This window comes from Streptomyces sp. NBC_01485 (assembly GCF_036227125.1).
Lineage (GTDB): Bacteria > Actinomycetota > Actinomycetes > Streptomycetales > Streptomycetaceae > Streptomyces.
In genome coordinates this window covers 2,774,974-2,787,672 of sequence record NZ_CP109435.1, presented here as the reverse complement: position 1 = coordinate 2,787,672, position 12,699 = coordinate 2,774,974, and the positions used below count along the sequence as shown (strand labels likewise).

General features: G+C 69.5%; 10 protein-coding genes. 8 read left to right on the top strand and 2 right to left on the bottom strand.

Annotated features, from left to right (window positions below):
- Positions 1-20 precede the first annotated feature (20 nt).
- From OG352_RS12810 to OG352_RS12800, 3 genes are all read left to right on the top strand, one after another.
- Complete coding sequence (locus OG352_RS12810; protein WP_329216822.1) at positions 21-596, top strand: TerD family protein; 576 nt, start codon at positions 21-23, stop codon at positions 594-596.
- A gap of 183 nt (positions 597-779) precedes the next feature.
- The gene (locus tag OG352_RS12805) at positions 780-1,928 is read left to right on the top strand and encodes a DUF475 domain-containing protein (RefSeq protein ID WP_329216821.1); all 1,149 of its coding nucleotides are present in this window, start codon (positions 780-782) and stop codon (positions 1,926-1,928) included.
- Between the two features lie 109 nt (positions 1,929-2,037).
- Entirely contained in the window at positions 2,038-2,778 is a 741-nt protein-coding gene (locus tag OG352_RS12800; RefSeq protein WP_329223808.1) for a TerD family protein, read from the top strand.
- A gap of 126 nt (positions 2,779-2,904) precedes the next feature.
- Here the strand turns inward: OG352_RS12800 and OG352_RS12795 are convergent, their stop codons facing one another.
- Positions 2,905-3,624 carry a TerD family protein gene (locus OG352_RS12795; RefSeq protein ID WP_329216820.1) on the bottom strand — a complete coding sequence of 240 codons (720 nt, stop codon included), beginning with the start codon at positions 3,622-3,624 and terminating at the stop codon, positions 2,905-2,907.
- Positions 3,625-3,810: 186 nt separating this feature from the next.
- Here OG352_RS12795 and OG352_RS12790 point away from each other — a divergent pair, with 186 nt between their 5' ends.
- Genes OG352_RS12790 through OG352_RS12780 form a run of 3 tightly spaced genes read left to right on the top strand, consistent with a single transcriptional unit; the run spans position 3,811 to position 8,450 of the window.
- A complete protein-coding gene (locus OG352_RS12790) occupies positions 3,811-4,986 on the top strand; it encodes an HpcH/HpaI aldolase/citrate lyase family protein (RefSeq protein ID WP_329216819.1) in 1,176 nt (391 codons plus the stop codon).
- A gap of 24 nt (positions 4,987-5,010) precedes the next feature.
- The gene (locus tag OG352_RS12785; RefSeq protein ID WP_329216818.1) at positions 5,011-7,650 is read left to right on the top strand and encodes a phosphoribosyltransferase; all 2,640 of its coding nucleotides are present in this window, start codon (positions 5,011-5,013) and stop codon (positions 7,648-7,650) included.
- Positions 7,650-8,450 (top strand): HAD family hydrolase, encoded by an 801-nt coding sequence (locus OG352_RS12780; protein WP_329216816.1) that lies wholly within the window; start codon positions 7,650-7,652, stop codon positions 8,448-8,450. Before OG352_RS12785 ends, OG352_RS12780 begins: the two co-directional genes overlap by 1 nt.
- A 74-nt stretch (positions 8,451-8,524) precedes the next feature.
- Here OG352_RS12780 and OG352_RS12775 read toward each other — a convergent pair whose 3' ends face one another.
- On the bottom strand, positions 8,525-8,749 hold the full coding sequence (locus OG352_RS12775) for an FmdB family zinc ribbon protein (protein WP_093778904.1): 225 nt from the start codon (positions 8,747-8,749) through the stop codon (positions 8,525-8,527).
- A gap of 285 nt (positions 8,750-9,034) precedes the next feature.
- Here OG352_RS12775 and OG352_RS12770 point away from each other — a divergent pair, with 285 nt between their 5' ends.
- On the top strand, positions 9,035-11,263 hold the full coding sequence (locus OG352_RS12770) for a transglycosylase domain-containing protein (RefSeq protein WP_329223807.1): 2,229 nt from the start codon (positions 9,035-9,037) through the stop codon (positions 11,261-11,263).
- Positions 11,264-11,315: 52 nt separating this feature from the next.
- Positions 11,316-12,605: a hypothetical protein gene (locus OG352_RS12765; protein WP_329216813.1), complete on the top strand. Its 1,290-nt coding sequence runs from the start codon at positions 11,316-11,318 to the stop codon at positions 12,603-12,605.
- The last annotated feature ends 94 nt before the right edge of the window (positions 12,606-12,699 follow it).

The following is a 12,699-nucleotide window of genomic DNA, read 5'->3' as shown; positions in this document are numbered from 1 at the left end:
TACCTAGGGGAGGACCAGCAATGGGCGTCACACTCGCCAAGGGGGGCAATGTCTCCCTGTCCAAGGCCGCGCCGAACCTCACTCAGGTGATGGTCGGACTCGGCTGGGACGCGCGCTCCACCACCGGAGCCCCCTTCGACCTGGACGCCAGCGCGCTGCTGTGCGACAGCGGGCGGGTGATGGGGGACGAGTGGTTCGTCTTCTACAACCAGCTCAAGAGTCCGGACGGCTCGGTGGAGCACACCGGCGACAACCTCACCGGCGAGGGCGACGGCGACGACGAATCGCTCCTGGTCGATCTTGCCAAAGTGCCGGTCCGGTGCGACAAGATCGTCTTCCCGGTCTCCATCCATCAGGCGGACGAGCGCGGCCAGACCTTCGGCCAGGTCGCCAACGCCTTCATCCGCGTCGTCAACCAGGCCGACGGCCAGGAACTCGCCCGCTACGACCTCAGCGAGGACGCCTCGACCGAGACCGCGATGATCTTCGGCGAGCTGTACCGGTACGGGGGCGAGTGGAAGTTCAGGGCCGTGGGTCAGGGGTACGCGTCCGGTCTGCGCGGCATCGCTCTGGACTTCGGCGTCCACGTCTCCTAGCCGGCCCCGGACCTCCCCGCGCGCGTGCCGCTACCGACTGGTATGGGGGTGCCGGTGCCCATCGGGGCAGCCGCCTCTAGACTTGCTCAGCTAGGTCAACTTTTCGTAAAGCCGAGTACGGCGCGGGGGAGACCCTCCCCCAGACTTCGTCTGGGAGTGCCCCCAGACAGGATTGGGTAGCCAGTGCTTCTGAAAACCTTCGGCTGGTCGTTCGCGGTCACCGCGCTCGGCCTGGTCGCAGCGGTCTTCTACGGGGGGTGGGAGGCCTTCGGCATCGTGGCGATCCTCTCCGTCCTCGAGATCTCGCTGTCGTTCGACAACGCGGTGGTCAACGCCGGAATCCTGAAGAAGATGAACGCCTTCTGGCAGAAGATCTTCCTCACCGTCGGTGTGCTCATCGCCGTCTTCGGCATGCGGCTGGTCTTCCCCGTCGTCATCGTCGCCATCAGCGCCAAGATCGGCCCGATCGACGCGGTCGACCTCGCACTCAACGACAAGGACCAGTACCAGGAACTGGTGACCGACGCCCACCCGTCGATCGCCGCCTTCGGTGGCATGTTCCTGCTGATGATCTTCCTGGACTTCATCTTCGAGGACCGTGACATCCAGTGGCTGCGCTGGATCGAGCGCCCGCTCGCCAAGCTCGGCAAGGTCGACATGCTGTCGGTCTGCATCGCCCTGGTCGTCCTGCTGATCACCTCCTTCACCTTCGCCGCCCACGCCCACCAGCACGGCGGCGGGCACGCCGACAAGGCGGAGACGGTCCTGCTCTCCGGCATCGCCGGCCTGATCACCTACATGGTCGTCGGCGGTCTCTCCGGCTACTTCGAGGACAAACTCGAGGAAGAGGAGGAACGCGAGCACGAGGAGGAGGAAGAGGCGGCGCGCAGCGGCAGGAAGCGCCCGGCGGTCGCCCTCGCCGGCAAGGCCGCGTTCTTCATGTTCCTCTACCTCGAGGTCCTCGACGCGTCCTTCTCCTTCGACGGTGTGATCGGCGCGTTCGCCATCACCAACGACATCGTCCTGATGGCGCTGGGCCTGGGCATCGGCGCGATGTACGTCCGTTCGCTGACCGTCTACCTGGTCCGCCAGGGCACCCTGGACGACTACGTCTACCTGGAGCACGGCGCCCACTACGCGATCGGCGCCCTGGCCGTGCTCCTCATGGTCACCATCCAGTACCAGATCCACGAGGTCATCACCGGTCTCGTCGGCGTCTGCCTGATCGCCTGGTCCTTCTGGTCCTCCGTGCGCCGCAACAAGGCACTCGCGGCCGCCGAGGGAAAAGCCCAGGGCTCGGACGAGAAGACTGAGGTCTCGTCCGGGGTGTGATCACCTTCTGAGTGAGGAACGCTCTGTGCGGGGCGGCCGGTGAGGAAACTGTCCTCCGCGGCCGCCCCGCCGGACTTCGTGGCGGACGGTGTGGAGGTTGGGGGCGGGAATGGGCTTCTTCGACGGGATCCTGGGCAGCCGCACGGCCGAGTTCGACTCGGGCAGCGCGGCCAGCAACGCGATCGAGCTGACCAAGCGGCATCATCAGGTCTCCCTCACCAAGCAGGGGGCAGCGACGGGCAACCTGCGCGTCAACCTGACCTGGCGGATGCGGACGTCCGACATCGGCGGGCCGCAGCGCGAGAGTCTGCTGCGCCACCCCTTCAAGGCGCTGCGGCCCCCGGAGGTCATCGGCCACAGCCAGAGCATGGTGAACGTCGACCTCGACCTCGGCTGCCTCTACGAGCTGGCCGACGGCACGAAGGGCGTCGTACAGCCGCTGGGCGGGCTGCTGGGGGACATCAACGAGGCGCCGTTCGTGAAGCTCAGCGGCGACGACCGGTTCGGGTCGGCGTCCGGCGAGACGATGTACGTGAACCTCGACCACCGGGACGCGATCAAGCGGCTGCTGGTCTTCGTGTACATCTACGACCAGACGCCGGCGTTCGACCGGACCCACGCGATCGTCACGCTGTATCCGAGCAACGGGCCGCGGATCGAGATAGGCCTCGACGAGCGGCACCCGCAGGCGCGGTCCTGTGCGGTGGTGATGATCGAGAACGTGAAGGGGGAGCTCATGGTGCGGCGTGAGGTGCGGTTCGTGTATGGGTTTCAGGCCGAGTTGGATCGGTTGTACGGGTGGGGGTTGCAGTGGGGGCGGGGGTACAAGGCGAAGGCTGAGAAGTCTTAGGGCCTGCGCCTATGGGGGTGGGGGTTCTGTTGTGTGGCGACAGCTGGCCCGCTGTGGCTGGTCGCGCCCACGCGGCGGAGCCGCATATTGACACAGCCCCGCGCCCCTGAAGGCCAAACCGGTCGCTCACCGTCCGACGAACTGTGGGCCCTGCGGAGGTAGCCGGAACGCGCCGTCCGGGTAGCCGTAGCCGTGGGTCGGGAGGTTGGCGGGGTAGCCGTAGGCCGGTTGCTGTGGGGGGACGGAGGCCGTGGGCTGCTCGGGGGGCAGCGGCTGGGAGAGGCTCGGGGTCGGCTGGGCCTCCTCCGACTCGTCGACCGAGATGCCGAAGTCGGTGGCCAGGCCCTTGAGGCCGTTGGAGTAGCCCTCGCCCAGGGCGCGGAACTTCCAGCCGTCGCCGCGCCGGTACAGCTCGCCGCAGATCAGGGCCGTCTCCTCGCCCGTCTCGGGGCGGATGTCGAAGGTGGCCAGGGGCTCGCCGTCGGTCGTCGCGTCGTACAGCAGGATGGTGAGGGAACGTACGCGGTCGAACGGGACGCCGTCCGCCGAGGCGACCAGCAGAATCTGGCCGACGCCGGACTCGACACCGGAGAGATCTGTCTGGATGGTGTCCGTGAGGCCCTCGGCGACCCGCTTCTTGCCGAGTCGCCACACCTTCCCGGACGGATGCCGGGGCTGGTTGTAGAAGACGAAGTCCTCGTCGGAGCGCACCCGACCGTCGAGGCCGAGGAGCAGCGCGGAGGCGTCGACGTCCGGGACCCCCTGCCCGGGGGTCCAGCGCAGCACGGCGCGTACCGTGGTGGTTCTCAGCGGGACGTTCGACCCCTTCAGCATCGCGTGCGTCATGCGGTCATCCTGCCTTCTCGGTCCTGCTCACGACAACGCGGGGTGCATGGCGAGTCCGGACAACTCTCACGGGCGGGTTACCTGAAGTTCATGCCCGACGGGAACCTCTGACACGGATCCCTACGTACTATTACCGGCCACCTCTTGCCGAATCCACAGACTTACCTTGCATCACGGGGGAGATATATGCGTCACTTCGGGCACCTCGCCCCTGAGGTGCGGCAGCGCCTGTTCCACCGGGAGCCGTGCGTCTTCGACCGGGACTCCCCGGCCAGGCTGCTCTCCGCCGCCCTGGGCGCCACGCTCTACAGCCCGGCCACCCGGCCCCGGCTGGCGGACGACGTCCTCAAGCAGACCGGGCGCGGCGTGGTGTCGATGGTGCTGTGCCTGGAGGACTCCATCGGCGACGAGGACGTCGCGGCCGGCGAGGAGAACCTCGTCCGCCAGTTCGCCGACCTGGCGGCGCGCGAGGACGAGCGAGGGGGAGTGCTGCCGCTGCTCTTCATCCGGGTGCGGACGCCCGAGCAGATCCCCGACCTGGTCCGGCGGCTCGGGCCCACCGCGGAGCTGCTCAGCGGGTTCGTGTTCCCGAAGTTCACCGAGGAGCGGGGCATCCCCTTCCTGGAGGCGCTGTCGGGCGCCGAGGCGGCGAGCGGCCGCCGGCTGTTCGGCATGCCCGTGCTGGAGACGCCCGAGCTGATGTACCGGGAGTCCCGGGTGGACGCCCTGGAGGGCATCGCCCGCGCCGTCGAGAAGTACCGCAGCCGGGTCCTCGCGCTGCGCCTCGGTGTGACCGACTTCTGCTCCTCCTACGGGCTGCGCCGGGCGCCCGACATGACCGCCTACGACGTCCAGATCGTCGCCTCCGTGATCGCCGACGTGGTGAACATGCTGGGGCGGGCCGACGGCACCGGGTTCACGGTGACCGGGCCGGTGTGGGAGTACTTCCGGGTCCCCGAGCGCATGTTCAAGCCGATGCTGCGGCACAGCCCCTTCCTGGAGGGGCAGGCCGTGGAGCTGCGCGAGCGGCTGATCGAGCACGCCATGGACGGGCTGCTGCGCGAGATCTCCCTCGACCACGCAAACGGCCTGCTCGGCAAGACCTGCATCCACCCCTCGCACGTGCCGGCGGTGCACGCGCTGTCCGTCGTCAGTCACGAGGAGTACAGCGACGCGGCGGACATCCTGCGGCCGGAACGCGGCGGCGGGGGTGTACTGCGGTCGCAGTACACGAACAAGATGAACGAGGTGAAGCCGCACCGCGCCTGGGCCGAGCGCACGATGCTCCGCGCGGAGGTCTTCGGCGTCGCGCACGAGGACGTCAGCTTCGTCGACCTGCTCGCCGCGGCGATACCTCACTGAACTCACCTCACCACCAAGGGACGCATGAACAACGCAGTGAACAACGGGGTCTGGTCCGGCAGTTGGGTCGCCGAGCGGCTCGGTGTCGAGCTCGTGGGCGACGACGGCACGCTGACGGACCTGTTGGGGCTGGCCCTGCGGCGCAACCCCAAGCGGGCGCATCTGCTGGTGTCCAACGTGCTGGGCAAGCACGTCCCGCAGTCCCCGTCCGTCGTCCACGGCCACGGGTTCGCCCTCGGGCGCCGGGTGCGGGAGCTGCTCGGCGAGCAGGAGGCGGCCCGGGCGGTCGTCCTCGGCTACGCGGAGACCGCGACCGGGCTCGGCCACTGTGTCGCCGACGGCCTCGGCAGCGCCCCGTACCTGCACTCCACCCGCCGCCCGGTCGCGGGCGTCGCGGCGGCGGGCGGCTTCGAGGAGTCCCACTCCCACGCCACGTCCCACCTCCTCCTCCCGGAGGACCCCACGCTGCTGGTCGGCGACGGCCCCCTGGTCCTGGTCGACGACGAGTTCTCCACCGGCAACACGGTCCTCAACACCATCCGCGCCCTCCACGAGCGCTACCCACGAGGCCGGTACGTGGTCGTCGCCCTGGTCGACATGCGCTCGGCGTCCGACGCGGGCCGCCTGGCGGACTTCGCCCGCGAGATCAACGCCAGGGTCGACCTGATCACGACGGCCTCGGGGACCGTACGCCTCCCGGAGGGTGTACTGGAGAAGGGCCAGGAGCTGGTGGCGCGGTACGAGGCTGCCGCGACAGGCCGTCAGACGTCCGCGGCTGCGTCGGGGCCGGTCGAGCGGTTCCCCGCGCCCCCAGAACAGGCCGGTGACGCCGAAGCCGACGGGAGTGCCACCCCCCTAGGGGCGCGGGGCTGTGTTGAATCTGCGGCTACCGCCGCGTGGGCGCGCCAAGCCACAACGGGCCCGCACCCGGAAGGCGACCGCACCCGGCAGACGCGGCCCCAAGGCCACCTCACCCGCGTCGAACTGGGCTGGCCCGACCGCCTCCCCGACGGCGGCCGGCACGGCTTCACCCCGCAACACCGAATACGGCTGGAAAGCGCCCTCCCCGAGATGGCGGCACAACTCGCCGCCGCGCTGCCGGCAGGCACCCGCCGCGTGCACGTCCTCGGCTTCGAGGAGCTGATGTACGCCCCCCTCCGCCTCGCCCAGGAACTCCAGCGGAGCGTCGCCGCCGAGGTGCGGTACTCGACCACCACCCGCTCACCCGTCCTCGCGGTCGACGACCCCGGCTACGCGATACGCAGCCGAATCGTTTTCCCCGCGCACGACGACCCGGCCGACGGCCCCGGCGAGCGCTACGCCTACAACGTCGCGGGCGCCGGCTTCGACGCCGTCGTCGCCGTCGTGGACTCGGTGGCCGACACCGCCGCCCTGCACGCTCCCGACGGGCTGCTCGCGCAGCTCGGCGCGCACACCCCGCACGTCGTCCTCGCGGTCGTACCGTCGTACGTCCCCGAGCCGCTGTACGTACCCGAAAGGCCCGCCATGCTGCCCGAACCGCTCCGCGGCCCCGCCTTCTCCTCGTACCCGCCGGAGGAGGTCGGCTGGCTGCTCCAGGACCTCTCGGACGTGACGCTGGAGGCGCCGACCGAGGAGCGGGAGGAGGCCATCCAGAGCGGCGGCGCGCACTACGCCGAGTCGCTGCCCGTCGAGTACCAGCCGAGCGAGCAGTACCAGGAGCTGTTCCACGCGGCCCTGGAGACCTCCGCGGCGCGCATCGCGCAGGCCACCGGCGTCGTCACGGAGGCCGTGCTCGCCGAGCGGTCGCCGCGGCCCGTCCTCGTCTCGCTGGCCCGCGCCGGCACCCCGGTCGGTGTGCTGATGCGGCGCTGGGCGCAGTACCGGCACGGGCTCGACCTGCCGCACTATGCCGTGTCGATCGTGCGCGGCCGGGGCATCGACGCCAACGCGCTGCGCTGGCTGGCCGCCCACCACGACCCGCGGGAGGTCGTCTTCGTCGACGGCTGGACCGGCAAGGGCGCGATCACCCGTGAACTGGCCGCCGCCATCGAGGAGTTCGAGGCGGGCGGCGGTGCGGCCGGCTTCGACGCGGAGATCGCGGTGCTGGCCGACCCGGGCTCGTGCGTGCGGACGTACGGCACCCGGGAGGACTTCCTGATCCCGTCCGCCTGCCTCAACTCGACCGTCTCGGGGCTCATCTCGCGGACCGTCCTGCGCGCCGACCTCGTCGGCCCCGACGACTTCCACGGCGCGAAGTTCTACCGCGAGCTCGCCGGCACGGACGTCTCGGTGGCCTTCCTGGACGCCGTCGCCGCCCGCTTCCCGGAGGTCGCGGACGCCGTCGACGGCGCGGTGAAGGAGCTCCTCGCGGGCGACCGCACGCCGAGCTGGGAGGGCTGGGCCGCCGTCGAGCGGATCAGCGAGGAGTACGGCATCCACGACGTGAACCTGGTCAAGCCGGGCGTCGGCGAGACCACCCGGGTGCTGCTGCGCCGGGTGCCCTGGAAGATCCTCGCGCGGGCCGGCGCGGGCGCCGACCTGGACCACGTACGCCTCCTCGCGGAGCAGCGCGGAGTCCCGGTGGAGGAGGTCGGCGACCTGCCGTACACCTGCGTCGGGCTGATCCACCCCCAGTACACGCGCGGGGCGACCGGCGCCGACGGCAAGGCGGTGACGGTCTGATGCCGGTTCTGGTGGCGAGCGATCTCGACCGTACGCTCATCTACTCGGCGGCCGCCCTGGCGCTGACCATGCCGGACGCGCGGGCGCCGCGCCTGCTGTGCGTGGAGGTCCACGAGGCGAGGCCGCTGTCGTTCATGACCGAGACGGCGGCGGGGCTGCTCACCGACCTCGGTGACACGGCCGTCTTCGTGCCGACGACGACCCGCACCCGCAAGCAGTACCAGCGCATCAACCTGCCCGGCCCGCCGCCGAAGTTCGCGATCTGCGCGAACGGCGGCCATCTGCTGGTCGACGGGGTGACCGACCAGGACTGGCACGCGGGCGTGCTGGCGCGGCTGGCCGACGAGTGCGCGCCGCTCGCCGAGGTGCAGGAGTACCTGGCCGAGACGGCGGACCCGCTCTGGCTGCGCAAGCAGCGCGTCGCCGAGGACCTGTTCGCCTACCTCGTCGTGGAGCGCGAACTGCTGCCCGAGGAGTGGGTGAAGGAGCTCGCGGCCTGGGCGGAGAACCGCGGCTGGACGGTGTCCGTGCAGGGCCGCAAGCTGTACGCCGTCCCCAAGCCGCTGACCAAGAGCGCGGCCGTGCGCGAGGTGGCCCGCCGCACCGGCGCCGAACTGACGCTGGCCGCGGGCGACTCCCTGCTCGACGCCGACCTGCTGCTGGCCGCCGACCGGAGCTGGCGCCCCGGGCACGGCGAACTGGCCGACACCGAGTTCACGGCTCCCGGTCTCACCGCCCTGCCCGAACGGGGCGTGCTGGCCGGCGAGCGCATCCTGCGGGAGTTCCTGAAGAACTCCTGAGAATCCGCCCGGCGGTCATCACCCGTCACCCGTCGCCTGTCAGCCGGCTGACGGCGGCCGTCGCTCGGCGCCCGTCAGCCGCAGCAGCCGCCCCCGCAGCAGCCGCCACCGCCTCCGCCCCCGCCGCCCGAACCGGGTGCGGGGGCGGACTTGGTGCCGCCTACAGCTACCGTTGAGAGAAGTTTGACGGTGTCGTCATGGCCTGCGGGGCAGTCCGCGGGGTCGGCGGACTGCGCCATCGGACGGGACAGTTCGAAGGTGTCGCCGCAGGTCCGGCAGCGGTACTCGTAGCGAGGCATGACCCCAGGCTAGGCCCTTAAGCTCGGACACGGTGTCAGCGGTTTCTCCTCTGTTCACTTCTGTCGATTTCTTATGTGGAGAATTTGCGAAGGGCGCTGGTAATTTGAGAGCGCCGTCTTGAACCCCGAGGCCGGATGGGTTCGAGATGTGCGGCCGCGTCAACGGCAACCATGTCAGGCCCTCGTCAGTCTGTACGTCTGCCTGCGAGCAATACGGAGTGCGGAGGGAGACGCGTCGTGACCCAGGCGGGGCAGGGGGAGGAGCCCCAGGAGCCGGATGCCACCATGCAGTTCAAGGTGCCCGCCTCTTTCCGGGCGGACGAGACCATGCAACTGCGGGTGTCCGATATTCCGGCCGTGCCGGACATATCCGAGGGGGGTGAAGAGGCGGTAAATGAGGCGCACGGCAAAAAGAAAGCGCGTTCGTCGAAAAACCGCCGTAAAGCCCCCCGTCCCTCCGTTTTTGCCCGAATTTCCGGGGTTCTGAGACCCGCGCTCGCCCCGCTCGCCGGGGCTTTGGCGCCGTACGTTGCTCGTGTCACGCCCTACGCCCGCAAGCTCCGCCCGCAGTACCCGCGCCCGGGCCGCTACGACTGGCGGCGCTGGATACCCTCCTGGCGGCAGTGGCTCGGCGGCGCCCTCGCGGCCATGGGGCTCAGCAGCCTGCTCCTGGTCGTCGCCTACGCGGCCACCGACATTCCGGACAACATCAACTCGTACGCCACCCAGCAGGACAACGTGTACTTCTGGGCCGACGGGACGCCGATGGCCCGCACCGGCTGGGTGCAGCGGCAGGCGATGCCGCTGAAGGACATACCCGAGGACGTCCGCTGGGCGGTGCTCGCCGCGGAGAACGCGAGTTTTTACAGCGACCCCGGCATCTCCGTCAAGGGCATCAGCCGCGCCCTGTTCCGCACGATCGGCCAGGGCGACACCCAGGGCGGCTCGACGATCACCCAGCAGTACGTCAAGAACGTCTACCTGAACCAGAACCAGACGGTCAGCCGCAAGTTCACCGAGGCGATGATCTCCCTCAAGCTCGACAACCAGATGAGCAAGGACGACATCCTCGAGGGCTACCTCAACACCAGCTGGTTCGGCCGCGGCACCTACGGCATCCAGCGCGCCGCCCAGGCCTACTACGGCAAGGACGTCGGCGATCTCAACGCCAGCGAGGCCGCGTTCCTCGCCTCCCTCCTCAAGGGCGCGGGCCTCTACGACCCGACGCTGAACTCCGCCAACCGCGCCCGCGCCGTCGAGCGCTGGTCGTGGACCCTGGACCGGATGGTCGACATCGGCAAGCTGTCGAAGGCCGAGCGCGCGACCTACAAGAAGTTCCCCGAGCCGCTGAAGTCGAACCCGCTGTACGACACCGGTGAGCAGAGCGACTACCTGGTCGAACTCGCCACCCAGTACGCCAAGAAGGCCGGGGACATCTCCGACAAGGACTTCGACCTGGGCGGCTACCAGATCTACACGACCTTCGACAAGAAGCGCGAGACGCAGCTCACCGACGCCGTCGCCAAGGCCCGCAAGAAGGCCCTGAAGGACGACCCGAAGAAGGCGGCGGCCGCGCACTACGGCGCCTCCTCGGTGGCCGCGGACGGGCGGATCCTCGCCGTCTACGGCGGCCCCGACCACCGTACGCAGGGCTACAACGAGTCCAACGCGACGACGGTGCCCGCCGGTTCGGCCTTCCTGCCGTTCGTGTACGCGGCCGGTCTGGAGCACGGCATCCACAAGACCCGCGACGGGGCCACCGAACCGGTCACCGGACAGTCGCTCTACGACGGCAACGACCTGGTGCCGGTGACGACGCCGGAGGGGCCGTACTGGGACCGCAGCGGCAAGAAGGCGGCGGCCGAGAACGACGGCGGCCGGTCGTACGGGCAGATCTCCCTGCACCGGGCGCTGGCGCTGTCGGTGAACACGCCGTTCATGCAGCTCGGCATGGACACCGGCCTGGACATGGTGCGCGCCACCGCCGAGAAGTCCGGGCTGCTGCCCTCCAGTTTCGGGGCGCAGGTGCCCGCGCTGTCCACGGGCAGCTCCACGCCCAGCGCGATCCGCATGGCGAGCGGCTACTCCACGTTCGCCGCGGGCGGCAAGCACACCGAGCCGTACTCGGTGCGCCTGATCACCAAGAACGGCACCAAGGTCGCCCTGGAGACGCCGGCCGCCGAGCGCGCGTTCGGCGCCGACGTGGCCGAGGAGGTCAACTCCGCGCTGGCGGACTCCTTCAGCACCGCCCACCCCGGCGACGTGCCGTCCTCGCAGCGGGAGTCCACCCGCACCGGCTCCCTCGGCCTGGTGGCCGGGAAGAAGGGCACCACCGAGGGCGACACCGCCGCCTGGTACGTCGGCACGGCCAAGGCCGTGTCCACGGCGGTCGTCGTCTACCGCATCGACCTCACCAAGAGCCTCGAACCGCTTCCTCTGGAGGGCATCGCCGGCACGACCGACGACAGCGTCCCGTACGGCATCTGGTCAGGTGCCATGAGCCCGCTCGGCTGACCACCGAACCGCGGGCACCCGCGTCCACCGAAACCGGAGAAATGATCCGCACATGAAGTCACCGTCGGGCCGCCGCCGCAAGGCCCCGGCAACAACACCGCCCCGCCCCGCCGCCACGCACCCGGGGTTCCTGACGGTCGCGGCGCTCCTCGTCGTCGCCTCTCTGATGGTCGGCTACCTGGTGCTCGACCGCACGGACAACACCCAGCCGACCGCGGCCGAGGGGGACAGCAAGAAGGCTGCGGCGACGGCCACCAAGGAGCCGGAGTGGGACGGCAAGACGCACGTCCTGGGGGACGGCTCCACCTCGTACACCGGCCCGCAGACGGGGGAGTTGAAGCCGGTGCCGCTCAAGCCCGGTGAGAAACCGCCCCAGTTCGTCGTCTTCTCCTGGGACGGCGCGCTGATGGGCGACGACGGCCTCTTCGAGCACTACCGCGAGATGGCCGAGAAGTACAACGCCCACATGACGTTCTTCCTCACCGGCATCTACCTGTTGCCCAAGAGCAAGAAGGACCTGTACTCCCCGCCGCAGCACCCCAAGGGCTCGTCCGCGATCAGCTTCCCCACCGACGAGCACATCCGCACCACGCTGGAGCAGCTCGGCGAGGCGTGGAAGGAGGGCAACGAGATCGGCACCCACTTCAACGGCCACTTCTGCGGGGCGAAGGGCGGCGGCTACTGGAGCGTCGACGAGTGGAAGAGCGAGATCGACCAGTTCTACGAGTTCGTGGAGAACTGGAAGACCAACACCGGCTACAAGGACATACCCCCGCTGCCCTTCGACTTCAAGAAGGAGGTCACCGGCGGCCGGGCGCCCTGCCTGGAGGGCCAGGCGAACCTCCTGAAGGCCGCCAAGAGCTACGGCTGGCGCTACGACGCGTCCTCCGCGGGCGACTTCCAGATCTGGCCCACGAAGAAGAACGGCCTCTGGAACTTCCCGCTCCAGGCGCTCCCTTATGACGGCGGTTCGTACCAGGGCCTGTCCATGGACTTCAACTTCCTGGCCAACCAGTCCGACGGCCAGCCCGAGGGCGATCCCGCCAAGTACCCGCAGTGGGAACAGGAGACCCTCGACGCCTACATGGCCGGTTTCAACCGGGTGTACTACGGCAGCCGGGCCCCGCTGTTCATCGGCAACCACTTCGAGGAGTGGAACGGCGGCATCTACATGAAGGCCGTCGACCAGGTCATCGAGAACGTGTGCACCAAGAAGGACGTCAAGTGCGTGTCCTTCAGGGAGTTGTCCGACTGGATGGACGTGCAGACGCCGGCCACGCTGGCCGCGCTGCGCACCCTGGATCCGGCCCAGAATCCGGACTGGTCGACGGTCGTGAAGTAACCAAACCTCAACCGTAGGCCCTCTTCACACGAGCTGCACACGCCATGCAAAGATGCCCGTGCCCGGCATCCCTCCGCCGGGGCAAGAGGGGAAA

What these genes read in the sequence shown, in the direction of transcription:
- OG352_RS12765 (WP_329216813.1), top strand. Translation starts at nt 11,316, where the DNA reads ATGAAGTCACCGTCGGGCCGCCGCCGCAAGGCCCCGGCAACAACACCG.
- OG352_RS12810 (WP_329216822.1), top strand. Translation starts at nt 21, where the DNA reads ATGGGCGTCACACTCGCCAAGGGGGGCAATGTCTCCCTGTCCAAGGCC.
- OG352_RS12800 (WP_329223808.1), top strand. Translation starts at nt 2,038, where the DNA reads ATGGGCTTCTTCGACGGGATCCTGGGCAGCCGCACGGCCGAGTTCGAC.
- OG352_RS12780 (WP_329216816.1), top strand. Translation starts at nt 7,650, where the DNA reads ATGCCGGTTCTGGTGGCGAGCGATCTCGACCGTACGCTCATCTACTCG.
- OG352_RS12770 (WP_329223807.1), top strand. Translation starts at nt 9,035, where the DNA reads ATGCAGTTCAAGGTGCCCGCCTCTTTCCGGGCGGACGAGACCATGCAA.
- OG352_RS12795 (WP_329216820.1), bottom strand. Translation starts at nt 3,624, where the DNA reads ATGACGCACGCGATGCTGAAGGGGTCGAACGTCCCGCTGAGAACCACC.
- OG352_RS12785 (WP_329216818.1), top strand. Translation starts at nt 5,011, where the DNA reads ATGAACAACGCAGTGAACAACGGGGTCTGGTCCGGCAGTTGGGTCGCC.
- OG352_RS12775 (WP_093778904.1), bottom strand. Translation starts at nt 8,749, where the DNA reads ATGCCTCGCTACGAGTACCGCTGCCGGACCTGCGGCGACACCTTCGAA.
- OG352_RS12790 (WP_329216819.1), top strand. Translation starts at nt 3,811, where the DNA reads ATGCGTCACTTCGGGCACCTCGCCCCTGAGGTGCGGCAGCGCCTGTTC.